The 13,580-nt window shown below is 66.6% G+C and carries 16 protein-coding genes and 1 pseudogene; 9 read left to right on the top strand and 8 right to left on the bottom strand.

The features are described from left to right. On the top strand, nt 1-2,241 hold a 2,241-nt coding region (locus VL973_RS00630), incomplete at its 5' end, for an amidohydrolase family protein (RefSeq protein ID WP_325282101.1). A gap of 86 nt (nt 2,242-2,327) precedes the next feature. After that, nucleotides 2,328-2,492, top strand: a complete 165-nt coding sequence (locus tag VL973_RS00625; protein ID WP_325282100.1) for a hypothetical protein — start codon at nt 2,328-2,330, stop codon at nt 2,490-2,492. Nucleotides 2,493-2,499: 7 nt separating this feature from the next. On the opposite strand, the gene VL973_RS00620 is transcribed toward VL973_RS00625, so the two are convergent. Continuing rightward, nucleotides 2,500-3,789, bottom strand: a complete 1,290-nt coding sequence (locus VL973_RS00620) for an MFS transporter (protein ID WP_325282099.1) — start codon at nt 3,787-3,789, stop codon at nt 2,500-2,502. Between the two features lie 111 nt (nt 3,790-3,900). Here VL973_RS00620 and pgsA point away from each other — a divergent pair, with 111 nt between their 5' ends. From pgsA to VL973_RS00605, 3 genes are read left to right on the top strand one after another with little or no spacing between them, the layout of a single operon-like run. Then, nucleotides 3,901-4,455 carry a CDP-diacylglycerol--glycerol-3-phosphate 3-phosphatidyltransferase gene (pgsA, locus tag VL973_RS00615; protein ID WP_325282102.1) on the top strand — a complete coding sequence of 185 codons (555 nt, stop codon included), beginning with the start codon at nt 3,901-3,903 and terminating at the stop codon, nt 4,453-4,455. Then, the gene (moaD, locus tag VL973_RS00610; RefSeq protein WP_325282098.1) at nt 4,455-4,712 is read left to right on the top strand and encodes a molybdopterin converting factor subunit 1; all 258 of its coding nucleotides are present in this window, start codon (nt 4,455-4,457) and stop codon (nt 4,710-4,712) included. Before pgsA ends, moaD begins: the two co-directional genes overlap by 1 nt. Next, nucleotides 4,709-5,146 carry a molybdenum cofactor biosynthesis protein MoaE gene (locus VL973_RS00605; RefSeq protein ID WP_325282097.1) on the top strand — a complete coding sequence of 146 codons (438 nt, stop codon included), beginning with the start codon at nt 4,709-4,711 and terminating at the stop codon, nt 5,144-5,146. Before moaD ends, VL973_RS00605 begins: the two co-directional genes overlap by 4 nt. A gap of 67 nt (nt 5,147-5,213) precedes the next feature. Here VL973_RS00605 and VL973_RS00600 read toward each other — a convergent pair whose 3' ends face one another. Both VL973_RS00600 and VL973_RS00595 read right to left on the bottom strand, forming a co-directional pair. Then, nucleotides 5,214-5,957 (bottom strand): fasciclin domain-containing protein, encoded by a 744-nt coding sequence (locus tag VL973_RS00600; RefSeq protein WP_325282096.1) that lies wholly within the window; start codon nt 5,955-5,957, stop codon nt 5,214-5,216. A 134-nt stretch (nt 5,958-6,091) separates the two neighbouring features. Then, entirely contained in the window at nt 6,092-7,021 is a 930-nt protein-coding gene (locus VL973_RS00595) for a hydrogen peroxide-inducible genes activator (protein ID WP_325282095.1), read from the bottom strand. A gap of 144 nt (nt 7,022-7,165) precedes the next feature. On the opposite strand from VL973_RS00595, the gene VL973_RS00590 reads away from it, so the two are divergent. Both VL973_RS00590 and ahpD read left to right on the top strand, forming a co-directional pair. Continuing rightward, nucleotides 7,166-7,708: a peroxiredoxin gene (locus VL973_RS00590; protein ID WP_325282094.1), complete on the top strand. Its 543-nt coding sequence runs from the start codon at nt 7,166-7,168 to the stop codon at nt 7,706-7,708. An 82-nt stretch (nt 7,709-7,790) separates the two neighbouring features. Next, nucleotides 7,791-8,309: an alkylhydroperoxidase, AhpD family gene (gene ahpD / locus VL973_RS00585; RefSeq protein ID WP_325282093.1), complete on the top strand. Its 519-nt coding sequence runs from the start codon at nt 7,791-7,793 to the stop codon at nt 8,307-8,309. A 40-nt stretch (nt 8,310-8,349) separates the two neighbouring features. Here the strand turns inward: ahpD and VL973_RS00580 are convergent, their stop codons facing one another. After that, nucleotides 8,350-9,126: a sulfite exporter TauE/SafE family protein gene (locus VL973_RS00580; RefSeq protein ID WP_325282092.1), complete on the bottom strand. Its 777-nt coding sequence runs from the start codon at nt 9,124-9,126 to the stop codon at nt 8,350-8,352. Nucleotides 9,127-9,279: 153 nt separating this feature from the next. Here VL973_RS00580 and epsC point away from each other — a divergent pair, with 153 nt between their 5' ends. Both epsC and VL973_RS00570 read left to right on the top strand, forming a co-directional pair. Next, nucleotides 9,280-9,960 (top strand): serine O-acetyltransferase EpsC, encoded by a 681-nt coding sequence (gene epsC, locus VL973_RS00575; protein WP_325282091.1) that lies wholly within the window; start codon nt 9,280-9,282, stop codon nt 9,958-9,960. Next, entirely contained in the window at nt 9,957-10,295 is a 339-nt protein-coding gene (locus tag VL973_RS00570; protein ID WP_325282090.1) for a DUF2794 domain-containing protein, read from the top strand. The genes epsC and VL973_RS00570 overlap by 4 nt, the downstream gene beginning before the upstream one ends. On the opposite strand, the gene VL973_RS00565 is transcribed toward VL973_RS00570, so the two are convergent. The 4 genes and pseudogenes from VL973_RS00565 to VL973_RS00550 form a co-directional block, all read right to left on the bottom strand. Continuing rightward, entirely contained in the window at nt 10,296-11,318 is a 1,023-nt protein-coding gene (locus VL973_RS00565) for a hypothetical protein (RefSeq protein WP_325282089.1), read from the bottom strand. 75 nt (nt 11,319-11,393) lie between these two features. Beyond that, on the bottom strand, nt 11,394-11,813 hold the full coding sequence (locus VL973_RS00560; RefSeq protein WP_325282088.1) for a DUF4112 domain-containing protein: 420 nt from the start codon (nt 11,811-11,813) through the stop codon (nt 11,394-11,396). Nucleotides 11,814-11,821: 8 nt separating this feature from the next. Further along, on the bottom strand, nt 11,822-13,282 hold the full coding sequence (locus VL973_RS00555) for an ABC transporter substrate-binding protein (RefSeq protein ID WP_325282087.1): 1,461 nt from the start codon (nt 13,280-13,282) through the stop codon (nt 11,822-11,824). A gap of 68 nt (nt 13,283-13,350) precedes the next feature. After that, nucleotides 13,351-13,580 (bottom strand): annotated as a pseudogene (locus VL973_RS00550) (hypothetical protein); the annotation flags it as partial.

Below are 13,580 nucleotides of genomic sequence, written 5' to 3'. Positions count from 1 at the left end.
AAGCTGAACCGCGTGAATGTCGAAAGCGGTGAGGCGCGGCAGATCCCGTTCCGCGTGCGCGACACCCGCGCCGTCGCCATGGCGCCGCATCCCCAAATTCCGGTGGGTCAGGTCGACTTCACGACCAGGATGCCGCGCTTTGCAACCGTGTCGCCCGACGGGCGGCAGGTCGTGTTCGAGACACTGGGCAAGCTGTATATCAAGCCCGCCGCCGGGGGCACCGCCCGCCGCCTGACGCGCGGCGGCGAGGGGCGGGAGCTGTTTCCCGCCTGGTCGCCCGATGGCCGCACCATCGCTTATGTCGACTGGACCGATGCGGGCGCGGGCCGGTTGATGAGCGTCGCCGCCAGCGGCGGCACGGCCAAGGCGATCACCAGCCGCGCGGGCCATTATGCGCGCCCGCGTTTCTCACCCGACGGCAAGACCATCGTGTTCGAGGCCAAGGGCAATCGCGGCGTGACGCTGCCCGCCTTTGCCAGCGATCCCGGCGTTTACCGCGTGGCGGCGACCGGCGGCGCGCCGGTGCTGGTGGCAAAGGGCATGGCCCAGCCGCAATTCGGCGCATCCAGCGACCGGCTGTTCATGGTGGGCGAGGATGACGGCAAGCAGGTGCTGTTGTCGACCGACCTGTCGGGTGGGGCCAAGCAGACCCATTTCGTCGGCGAACTGGCCACCAATTTCTCCGTCGCGCCCGATGGCCGGGCGGCGGCGTTCATCCAGAATTACGAGGCATTCGTCGTGCCGCTGCTGCCCGGCAACCAGAGCGTGGAAGTGGCGCCGGACATGAAGGCGCTGCCCGCCGTGCGTATCAGCGGCAACGGCGCGACCTATGTCCACTGGTCGACCGATGGCGAGCGCGTTCACTGGTCGATGGGACCGACGCTGTTCACCGCCGAGCGCGCGCGGCTGTTCCCCGATGCGCCGATGGGTGAGGATGCGCCGAAATTCGTGGCACCCACCACCGGCCTCGACCTGTCGATGCCGGTGGAGGCCGATGTGCCGGCCGCCACCGTCGCGCTGGCCGGCGCGCGGATCGTCACCATGGCATCGGCCGATGGCGGCATTGTCGATGATGGCGTGATCGTCATTCGCGGCGACCGCATCGTTGCCGTCGGCCCGCGCGCGACAACGCAGGTTCCGGCCGGTGCGAAGGTGATCGACGTGGCGGGCAAGACGATCATCCCCGGCCTGGTCGACGCGCACGCGCATGGACCGCAGGGCGACGATGAAGTCGTGCCGCAACAGAACTGGTCGCTGCTGCAAAATCTGGCACTGGGCACGACGACGATCCACGATCCGTCATCATCGGCGAGCGAAATCTTCGTTGCGTCGGAAATGCAGCGTGCCGGATTGCTGACCGGCCCGCGCATCTATTCGACGGGTGAGATCATCTATGGTGCGCGCGCGGCGGATGTCTATGCGCGGATCGACAGTTATCAGGACGCGCTGGACCATGTTCGCCGTCTGAAGGCGCAGGGCGCGCATTCGGTGAAGAACTACAACCAGCCGCGCCGCGAACAGCGCCAGATGGTCGTCGCCGCCGCGCGGGCGGAGGGGATGCAGGTCGTGGCGGAGGGCGGTTCGCTGTTCGGCATGGACATGAACCTGATCGCCGACGGCAACTCCACGCTGGAGCACAACATTCCGGTGGAGAAATTCTACGCGGACGTGATCCAGATGTTCGGCCAATCGGACACCAATTACACGCCGACCTTGGTGGTCAGCTATGGTGGGCTGGCGGGCGATCCCTATTGGCGGCAGGCGACCAATGTCTGGGAAAACCCGCTGCTGGTGCACACGCCGCGCGACGAACTGCTTGCCGCCACCGCGCGCGTGACCAAGGCGCCTGAAAGCAATTTCGTCGACGACGACAATGCGCGCGAGGCACATCGCATCGCCAAGGCAGGGCGGCTGGTGTCGATCGGCGCGCACGGGCAGCAGGCGGGCATCGGCTCACATTGGGAACTGTGGTCGTTCGTGCGCGGCGGCATGACCCCGGTCGAGGCACTGGGCGCGGGCACGATCGAAGCCGCCAAGTCGCTGGGCATGGCGCGCGACATCGGCAGCCTGGAGGCGGGCAAGCTGGCCGATCTGGTCGTGCTGGACGCCGATCCCAGCACCGATATCCGCAATTCGGACAAGATCGCCCGCGTGATGCTGGGCGGCCGGCTATATGACGCGCGCACCATGAACGAGGTCGAGACGGGGACTGCGCGGCGTATGCCCTATTGGTGGGAGTGACCATGCGCCTGCCTGCGTCCCATGGCGGGACGCGGGCGGCAATTCCGGCTTGAGCCAAATCGTAAACGGCGCGTTAACGATGCGCCATGCGAGAACAGCTTACCCTTTCAAGCCATCCGCTGCGCCGCCAGCTTCGCCTGACGCGCGCCGATCGTGTCGCCAACCGCAAGCGGGCCGAGGACAGCGACGTAAAGCTGTTCCTGCTCAGCTTCTCGGCATTTTTCGTCTGCTTTTATACGCTGATCGCCTGATCGCGGCTCAGTCGCAGGCGCGGTGCAGGGCGCGGGCGATCCACGCCGCCACCAGGCACATCGCCGCGACCAGCAACAGCATGTCGGCGGGGCCGACGCCCATCGCGGTGATGGCGATGACGGCGAGTGCGCCGATCGTCATCGCCCCCGCATTGACGACATTGTTCGCCGCCACTGTGCGCGCGGTCTGGTCCTTGGTCACCGTGGTCGTCAGAAAGGCATAGAGCGGCACGACGAACATGCCGCCGGTGATCGCGATCGCCATCAATGTGCCCAGCACGATCAGCGATTGCGGGTGGCTGATGAAATCCCAGATGCCGTAAAGCATCCCCGGCGCGGCGGGTTGCCAGAACCGCGCCTCGATCGAGAAGGCGACGACGCACACCGCCATGCCGATGACCGATGCGGGGGCATGTTTCGCCGAAATATGCGATTTCAGCATTGAATTGATGATGATCGATCCGATCGCGACCCCGACCGAGAAGATCGCGATCATCAGGCTGGCGACGCGTTCGTCGGCGGTCAGCACATTCTTGGCCAGCGGCGGGAACACGACGATCAGCACCGCGCCGATCGTCCAGAAAAAGCTGATCGCGCAAATCGCCAGGAACAGCCGCTTGATGTGCATGGTTTGGCGGATCAGGTGCCATGATGCGGTAAACGGGTTCCAGTTGATCGCCAGCATCGGTCCCATGCGCGGCGCCGGCGGCACTTGCCGGCCGGCCAGCAGGCCGACGCACGCGACGATGATGACCAGCCCGGCCGCCGCCTCGACACTGATCCACCCGGCGACGACGGTGCCCAGCAGGATCGACAGATAGGTGCCCGCCTCGACGAGGCCGGTGCCGCCCAGCACCTGATCGTCGTCCAGATGCTGTGGCAGGATCGCGTATTTGATCGGCCCGAAAAAGGTCGAATGCACGCCGAGCAGCAGGACCGAGCCGAGCATCATGACGACACCCGGCGTGGTGTGCCCATGCTTTGCGATGAGCAGCCCCGCGGCGCCAAACATCATGATGAAGATCTCGGCCAGTTTCACCAGCCGGATGATCCGCGCCTTGTCGTAACTGTCGGCCAGTTGCCCTGACAGCGCCGACAACAGGAAAAACGGGATCAGCGACAGGCCGGTCGCCAGCGCGTTGAAATTGGATTCAACGGCGGGATCGTTGAACACCTGATAGGTGGCGAACAGCACCATCGCGGTCTTGAACAGATTGTCGTTGAAGGCCCCCAGGAACTGCGTGACGAACAGGGGCAGGAAGCGGCGCTCCTTGAGCAATCCGAGCGCGTTAATCATGCGGGAAACGGGCCTTGTTGGGAACGCAAGCGACGAGCCATGCCTGTAGCCGCTTGCATCGGCGCGCTCAAGGCGTGGCGCCGCGCGCCCGGCGGTGATAGGGGTGCGGCGATGCTGACCCTGCCCAACATCCTGACGCTGTCGCGTATTTTCGCCGTGCCGCTGCTGGTCGGCCTGTTATGGTGGCCCAGTTGGGAAGCGGGCTATGCGGTGGCGTTCGTACTCTACTGCGTGGTCGGTTTCACCGATTATCTCGACGGTTATCTGGCGCGGTCGCAAGGGACCGTTTCCAAACTGGGCGTGTTTCTGGACCCCATTGCCGACAAGATCATGGTCGCCGCGGTCATCCTGATGCTGGTCGGCACGCAGGATATCGCCGGGGTGCACGTCATCGCCGCGATGATTATCCTGCTGCGGGAGATCATGGTGTCGGGACTGCGCGAGTTTCTGGGCGGGCTGCGCGTGTCGATGCCGGTGTCGCAATTGGCCAAATGGAAGACGACGCTGCAACTGGTGTCGCTGGGCGCGCTGATCCTGGCCGGCGCGTTGCCGGGATGGGGTTTCGTGAAGCTGGTCGGCCTTGCGTCCCTGTGGGGCGCGGCGGGACTGACGCTGGTGACGGGGTGGGACTATCTGCGCGTCGGCCTGCGGCATATGGACAGTTGATGGCGATCGACATTCTCTATTTCGCCTGGGTGCGTGAAGCCGTCGGCAGTGGCGCCGAGCGCATCGAGCCGCCCGCCGATGTCACGACGATGGCAGCGCTGGTCGAATGGCTTTCGGGTCAGAGCGACGCGCACGCATCGGCATTGGCCGAACGCCAGCGGTTGCGCTTTGCCGTCGATCAGCAATTTGTCGATGGCGATGCACCGATCGTCGGGGCGCGGGAGATCGCGATTTTCCCGCCGGTGACGGGCGGATGATCGACGTTCGGGTGTCTGATGCGCCGATCGATCTGCTTGCCGCTTTCACCGGCGTGGAGGTCGACGGCGCGGGCGGGGTCGCCAGTTTCACCGGACGCGTGCGCGCCGATGACGGCGTCCAGGCGCTGACGCTGGAGCATTATCCCGGCATGACCGAGGCGGCGTTGACGGCGATCGGCAAGGCCGCAGCCGCGCGCTGGCCGCTGATGGCGTTGACGATCCGCCACCGTGTCGGACGGATGGTGCCGGGCGACCGCATCGTGTTCGTCGCCACCGCTGCCGCCCATCGCAGCGACGCGTTGGCCGCCTGCGCCTATTGCATCGACCGGCTCAAGACCGATGCGCCCTTCTGGAAACGCGAAGCGACCGGGCAAGGCGAACGGTGGGTCGAGGCGCGGACAACGGATGTGCAAAAGGCGGCCGACTGGACCTGATCCGCGCATGGAAAAAGGGGCGCCGCGAACCGCGACGCCCCCTCGCTCCGTAGTGACACGCGAGCGATTACGAAGCGGCGGAATCCGTCGCTGGTGCCAGTTGCGGCACGACGACGCCATTGACGACATGCACAACGCCGTTCGACGCGGCGACATCGGGCTTGGCGACATAGCTCTTGTTGCCGCTGGTGTCGGTCAGCGCAATCGCCGCGCCTTCTTCGGCGACCGTCAGCGGGCTGCCCTCGACCGTGGTCAGCGTGGCCTTGCCACCGCCAGCCTTGATCTGTTCGCGCAGTTGCTCAAGCGTCACCTTGCCCGGCACGACGTGATAGGTCAGCACCTTAGTCAGCGTCGGCTTGTTTTCCGGCTTGAGCAGCGTGTCGAGCGTGCCGGGGGCAAGGCGCGTGAACGCCTCGTTGGCGGGCGCGAACACGGTGAACGGACCCGGACCCGACAGCGTGGCGCCCAGATCGGCGGCCTGCACCGCGCTGACCAGCGTCGACAGGTCGGGATTGCTCGTGGCGGCATCGACGATCGTCTGCGTCGTCGTCGCGCTGCCGGGGGTCTGTGCCGCCGTGGCTGCGGCCGGAGCGCCGGGTGTCGCGGTCTGGTCGGGCGCCGCCCGTGTCGTGCCGGGCGACACTCCGGGCGCGGTCGCGCTGGGCGGTGCGGTGTTCGACTGCGGCGTCGTCGCGGTCGTGCCGGGCTGCGTGGCGGGCGCAGGGGTCGCGGGCGCAGGGGTGGTCTGAGCGATCGCCAGGCTCGACGTGGCGGCCATGCCGGCCAGAGCGAGAATGGACAGATTGAGCATCAGCTTCTCCAATCAAAACTTACAAGGACATGTGAAAAATACGCGTGAAACAGGAAACCGGGGTGCGCGTCGCGGCGGGGGAGGGGGAGCGACACGACGCGCAGTGGGATTACGCCCCAGCATCGCCCCGGTTCCTACCGTCCTTGGGCCGGGTGCTCAACCGCGCCGGCGGCGGCGCGCAAAACCTCGGCCAACAAGCGGAAATCGCGCTCACGCGGGGACGCGCGGCGCCACACCAGCGCGATCCGCCGCGCGGCGCGCGCGGCGTCGATCGGCCGCGCGTCGATATGCGTGCCGCGCAGGATACCGGCACCGATCGCCATTTCAGGCAGCATCGTCACGCCCAGTCCGTTTTCGACCATTTGGACGATGGTGTGCAGCGAGGTGCCCAGCATCGCTGCCTGTCCGCGCAATTCGGGGTTGGCGCACACCGCCAGCGCATGATCGCGCAGGCAGTGGCCGTCCTCCAGCAACAGCAGCCGGGTCTCGTCGATATCCTCGGCCATGACCGGGCCGCTGCCGGGCAGCGTATCGCCGTCGGGAAAGGCGACGAACAGCCGGTCCTCGAACAGCGGCTCGATCTCGACATCGCCGCACGCATAGGGGAGCGCCAGCAGCACGCAGTCGGTGCGTCCGTTCTGAAGCGCCTCGCACGCCGGGCCGGTCGGTTCCTCACGCAGATAGAGTTTCAGGTCGGGATATTCGCTTCGCAACTGCGGCAGGATTCGCGGCAGAAGGAACGGCGCGATCGTCGGAATGACGCTCATCCGCATTTCCCCGGTCAGGGGCCGGCCCGCCGCACGCGCCAGTTCGCCAAGCTCATCGGCTTCGCGCAGCACCTTGCGCGCCTTGTCGGCGATACGTTCACCCAGCGGTGTGAAGCGCACGACTCGTCGTGTGCGCTCGACCAGCGTGACGCCGATCAGCGTCTCAAGTTCCCGGATTCCGGCCGAAAGCGTGGATTGGGTGACGAAACACGCCTCCGCCGCGCGCCCGAAATGCCCCGCTTCGCGCAGGGCGACCAGATATTGCAGCTGCTTGAGCGTGGGCAGGTAAGTGGTCATGCCCACTATGTGCGTTGATCGGCTGCGTCGATCAATAGGCGCGGAATCATCGGTTGGAACAGACCGGGGACATTGTTTATGTGCAGCGCAACGCAATGATGCCGCGGCGCATCATGCGCCCGGTTCACTCAACAGGAGGCACACATGCTGACCGTCGGCGACAAGCTCCCCGAATTCACCGTTCCCGTCCAGCAGGGCATCGACGCCCTGCCCGCCGGTGAAACCCTCAGCCACGATGCCTTTCCCGGCAAGTGGAAAGTTTTGTTCTACTGGCCCAAGGACTTCACGTTCGTCTGCCCGACCGAAATCGTCGGCTACAGCGAATTGAAGGGCGATTTCGAAGATCGTGACGCGGTGCTGATCGGCGCGTCGACCGACACCGCGCACGTGCACCTGGCATGGCGCAAGTCGGACCCCGATCTGGCGAAGGCCGATTTCCCCTGGATCGCGGACAATGGCCGCGTGCTGGCCGACGCGCTGGGTATCGTCGACAAGAATGAGCATGTCGCATTCCGCGCCACGTTCATCATCGACCCCGACAATGTCATTCAGGCGGTGCAGGTCAACGGCCTGAACGTCGGCCGCAACCCGGCGGAGACGCTGCGCGTGCTCGACGCGTTGCAGACCGACGAACTGTGCCCGTGCAACTGGAACAAGGGCGACGACGTCCTCCAGGTCGCGGCCTGATCCATCGAACCGACGAAGGGCGCGTGGGCATTCCCCGCGCGCCCTTTTTCGTGCCCGTTTCTCATGCTTTCAGGAGTTTTCCATGTCTCTCAAGGATTTCGCCCAGTCGCTGCCCGATTATGCCAAGGACATTCGCCTGAATGTCGGTTCGCTTCTGAACGAAGCGGGGCTGAACGATCAGCGCAAGTTCGGCACCATCCTGGCCTGCGCGCACGGCACCGGATACAAGCCGCTGGTCGAAGCAGCGGAGGCTGAATGCACGCCCAAGCTGTCGGCGGAAGCCGCGACAGCCGCACGCGCGGCAGCGGCGGTGATGGCGATGAACAACGTCTATTACCGCTTCACGCACTTGGCCGGGAACGAGGAATATCGCACCATGCCGGCCAAGCTGCGGATGAACGTCATCGGCGCGCCGGGCATCGACAAGGTGGATTTCGAACTGTTCAGCCTGGCGGTCAGCGCCATGAACGGGTGCGGCATGTGCATCGACGCGCATGAGCGGGTGCTGAAAAAGGCCGAGATGTCGGCATCGAACATCCAGGATTCGGTGCGGATCGCATCGGTGATGAAGGCGCTGGCGACCATTCACGCCACGCTGTGACGCAAGAGCCGGGACCGGCGCGTGCCGCCGGCCCCGGCCGTCATGCAAAAAAGCGCCAGATGCTGAACAGGCTGGTCGCGCTCAGCACCATGCCGACCATGACCAGCAACGCCTTGGTCGGCACGCGTTTGGCTACCAGCGCCCCAAACGGCGCGGCGATCACGCCGCCCACCAGCAGGCCCAGCACCGGATGCCAGAAATCGGGACCGAACCCGCGCGATCCGATGCCGATCAGGAATGTGATCGAGATCGAGACTGTCAGGAAAAATTCGACCGAATTGACCGTGCCGATCGTCGTGCGCGGGGTCGCGCCCTGAACCAGCAGGTTGGATGTGACCACCGGACCCCAGCCGCCGCCGCCCGCCGCGTCGAGAAATCCGCCGAGCAGCCCCAGCGGCTCGACCACCTTCGGCTCGCGTTCGCGCTGTGGCGGATAGCGGATGCCCCGCCAGAGCAGATAGAAGCCGACCAGCGCCAGATAGGTCATCACCACGGGCCGCGTCGCCGATGCGTCGATCGAGGTCAACAGATATGCCCCCGTCACGCCCCCAATAACGCCGGGGATCAGCAGCCGGAAAAACAGGCGCCAGTTGATGTTGCGGTGGAGCGCATGGCTGATGCCCGACACGCCCGTCGTGCAGCATTCGACCAGATGCACGCCCGCCGACGCCGTTGCCGGAGGCACGCCGATCACCGCCACCAGCAGCGTGCTGGAAATTACCCCGAACGCCATGCCCAGCGCCCCGTCGATGATCTGGGCGACCAGCCCGACCGCGACATAGGGCAGCATTTCGGCAAGCTCGATCCCCTGAAACATCCGCGATCCCTTTTCCTATTCGACCAATAGGATATGAAACGCCGCACCCTGTCAATCGCGTGTTTTGCGCGCATGCGAACGCGGGGCCGGGGCAATCCTTGGAATGCGCGGCGGCGCCTACTAGATTACGGGCTTGGTGCCAGGGGACGCACAATGTTGAAGGCGCTCAACGTCTATCTCGATTCGATTCGCGCGCGTGATCCCGCGCCGCGATCACGCGCCGAAATCCTTTTGTATCCGGGGGTTTGGGCGCTTGGGTATCACCGGGTCGCCAACGCGCTGTATCGGCGCGGCTGGTTCTTTGCCGCGCGCGCGGTCAATCATTGGTCGCGCTGGATGACGGCGATCGATATTCATCCCGGCGCCACGATCGGCCGCAATTTCTTCATCGACCACGGCTTCACCGTGATCGGCGAAACCGCCGTGATCGGTAACGACGTGACCATTTACCAGTGCGTGACGCTGGGCGGGACCAGCCCGGACAATGGCGTCGCGGGCAAGCGTCACCCGACCCTGCTCGACGGATCGATCATCGGTTCGGGCGCGCAGGTGCTGGGTCCCATCACCGTCGGCGCGCGCGCGCGCGTCGGCGCGAATGCCGTCGTGACCAAGGATGTGCCGGAAGGCGCGACGATGGTCGGCATCCCGGCCAAGTCGACATTGGTCGAGGCGGAAACCTATCAGAAGCGCTTCATGCCCTATGGCACGCCGTGCAGCGACTTGTCCGACCCCGCCGCGCAGAAGGTCGAGGTGCTGCGCTGCGAGATCGAGGCGATCCGCAGGCAGCTCGACAGCCTGCTCGCCGAAGAGGCGGAGCGGCGCAACCGCGCGTGACGGGCGAGGTCGTTCCCCTTTCGACCCGGCGCGAACCGCAGATCGGTTTTGACCGGCTTGAGTTGACGCGCATTCTCGACCTGTATGGCCGGATGGTCGCGGCGGGCCATTGGCGCGATTACGCGATCGAACTGGGTCGCGAGGCCGCGATCTTTGCCGCGTTTCGCCGCGCCGCCGAGCGTCCCGAAGTGCGGATCGAAAAGCGCCCGGCGCTGCGCCAGCGCCAGGGCATGTGGGCGCTGGTCAACGAATCGGGTGCGGTGCTGAAACGCGGGCATGAACTGGCCGGCGTTCTGGCGCCACTCGAACGCCGGCTGGTGAAGCTGGTCGATTGATTACGCGGTCGCTGGCGGCAGGCGCATGGCCATGTCGTGCCCGATCATGGCCAGCACGCGCCGGCGCATCGGCTGCCAGAAGGCCGAAAGCGTCAACAGCGCCGATCCGATGACCAGCCCGGTAAACGCTGCGCCCAGTTCGACCGCGCCCGCGCTTCGCAAAAGCTGATAGAGCGCGAACAACACATAAGCCAGGCTGGACACCAGCAAGGCGCGCCGGTCGACCGCCAGCGCGACAACGGCGAAGCCAAGGTAAAGCGCAAGCACGACGGCCGCGATGCCCGGCCCGACCGGCCCCTCAAACACGCCGAGCAGGTGGAACATCGGGTGGGCGATCAACGGCGCCGCGGCCAGGTGCAGCCAGAACGCCACATCGCTGGCGCGGGTTGTGCGCGTCCGGTCGGACATGTCCCAGCGCATCGCCAGCGCAAAGGTCGCGATGCCCGCCGCCAGCACCAGCGGCAGCGCCATGTCGCCGAGTTGTGGCCAGATGCTGAACGCGACCGCCACAACCGCGCCGGTCAGTGCCAGCGTCCCCGCTGCCACGGTGATCGGCACCATGAATCGCCGCCAGTGCAACCACGCAGCGCCGACCCCGACCAGCCCACAGACCGAAAGGATGGCGGCGTTCACCTGATCGCTGAGATCGGGCTGGATCGTCGCCAGCGCGCCGACCGGCGCGGAAACGGCGCCGCCGACGAACGTGACGAGCAGCAGGATGCTCGGCAATGCCATCCGCCGTCGCCGCGTGAAATATTCGGCCAGCAACCATGCGGCGCCCGCGACGCCGATCCCGCCCATCGCCGGCGTGATCGACACGCCGATCTGGGCGATTGCGGCCAGCAGCAGTGCCAGCGCCACCGCGACGAAAATGTCGTTGAAGCCCGTCAACAGCCGGAAATGTTCTTCGTCGACAGCCGGTGCATGCCGCTGTGCCGCGACATGCGCGCGCAGCGCCGCGGCCGCCGCCGGGCTGATGGCACCCGCGCTGACAGCGGCATCGAGATCGGATTCGCTATACATGGCTGACCCTCCTGTATCGGGCAAGCATGACACGGGTGTATTGCCGTTGCAATACACAAGGCCGCAGGGCGGAAGTCAGCCGATCAGCGTCGCTGTGCCGGGGTGATGCTTGTCCAGATGCCGGCGGATCAGCCGAAGGTTGCGGGTGTTTGACCGGAAGAAGAAATCGGGCACGATGCCGATGCCCGGAATCAGGCCAAGCGCCCAGTCGACGCCGACATTCCCCGCCATGCGCGCCAGCGTGGTGCGTGACATGTTCAGGTTACGCGCTTCCCACATCATATAGGCGCCGAACGCCGCGCCGATGAAGCTGCCGCCGACGGGCAGCAGGCCCAGCAGTGCGTCGAGGCCCACCGGGCGGTTGATACCGGGAATGACGACGATCCGTTCCATCAGCTTCTCCAGCCCCTCTACCCGCGCGCGCACGGCGGCGGGTTCGCGCTTGAGGGGGAGGCGGTCGAAGAACGAAGGATCGATGCGGGTGGTGCGGGCCATGATATGTCTTAATTGGGCGCGGCGCGCAGGTGATTCAATGGATGCCACGCCCGCGAATTGCCCTGCCATTCCCGCAGCCGCAGCGCGACCAGCGACCATCGCAGCGGGTGCGCCAGCGGAATGAACGCAACGTCGCGTGCCAGCATCGCATCGGCCTGGGCCAGCAGGCGGCTGCGCTCGGTCAGGTCGGTGGCCGCGCGCGCGCGATCCAGCCGGGCAGCGATCGACGCGGCGCAGGGCTGACAGGCGTTGCGAAGATACCAGCGCGCGCTGTCATACGGAGCCACCCGGTCGACCAGGCGCAGGTCGGCGGGCGCATCGGCGGCGACGCGCCGGGCAAGCACGCCGATGCTGGCCAGGTCGGCGATCAGCGCCGCCGCCAGCCGCTTCGACCCCGGTCCATCGGGCATGGCGATGGTCAGCCGGGGCGGCTGTCCACCATTGGCGGCGCGCCATTCGGCCACGCGCACCTGTGCCGCCGTGCGCCGCGCATCAAGGTCGAAGGACAACCATGATGCGCGCGCGGGCGCCGCCGCCGAATCGAGCTGGCCTGGAAGGATCGTTTCGCTGGGCGCCCATTGCTCCGCAATGCTGCGCGTCATCGCCGTGCGGTCGAACGCCATCGCCACGGCTTCCCGGCCCGCCGCCGTTTCCAGAAAGCCCTGCCGCCGCGCCACGCGCAGGCCGAACAGGCCATGCGCGGGATCGATACGGCGGTTGGGGCGCGGAACATCCGCCAAAAGGACCAGCGGCCAGTCGTCCAGCCCACCGCCCGTGACCATGTCCGATTCGCGCGCGCGAAACCGCAGGATGGCGCTGGCCGCGCGTTCGGCGCGCAGGCGCACCAGCCGGGCGGGGTCGATCGGCGCTTCGGCATCCTCAGGGTCGATATTGTCGAGCACCGGGCGCAGCAACAGGTCCGAGCGACCGCGCTCGGCGATCCGAAACGGGCCGCTGCCACCCTCCGGTCCCGGCACCGCCAGTTCGGGCCGGGCGAACAGCGGCAACAGGTCGGGCCGGGGCCGAGACAGGCGGACTTCGATGACCAGGGGCGTCATTTCGACCACTTCGTCGATAGCCGACAGATGCGGCGCCAGCGGATTGCGCGGATTGGCGATCGCCCGGCGCAAGCCACGGACGACCGCGCGCGCGGTCACGCGCTCGCCATTGCCCCATTCGGCCTCGCGCAGGCGAAAGATGTAGCTGCGGCCCCCGTCGATGATGATCCAGCGCTCGGCCAGCCCCGGTTCCACCTGTCCCGCCGCGTCGAAGCCCACCAGCCCCTGCGCCGTCGCGGCGGTCAGCATCGCGTCCGGCAGGTCGAGCGGGTTGCCCGGACGCGCGGGCAGCGACGGCACGCCCGGCGGGCCGACGGTGCTGACGACCACGGGCACGTCATCGGGCCGCCGTTCGCACGCGCCAAGCGCCAGCGCGGCAAGGATCAGCGGAACGGGACGAAATCGGGGCATGGACGGTCCGGGCAACTCGGTTCGACAGGGCAACGATCAACAGCCACGATTGGTGCCGCCCGCCCCGATCAGAATTGGCTTTCCACCGAAACCCCGGCGGGCAGGCCGGTAAAGGGCAGCAGCCCCGCGCCATCGGGGGTCAGCGTGACGCGGTAACTGCCATCCTCGCCCAACACCGCGTCGATCAGCGTGCGACGGCGCTGCGCGATCGGGGCGATGCGGATGCGGCTTTCGGTGCCGACATGCTCGGCGGTCAGGATCATCGCCGGCGTCGGCACGGGCGCGCCATCCGGCGTTT

Origin of the sequence: Sphingomonas sp., assembly GCF_035490575.1 — a bacterium.
GTDB lineage: Bacteria > Pseudomonadota > Alphaproteobacteria > Sphingomonadales > Sphingomonadaceae > Sphingomonas.
Note: the sequence above shows the minus strand (reverse complement) of the source record. Positions and strands in the feature narration are given on the sequence as shown.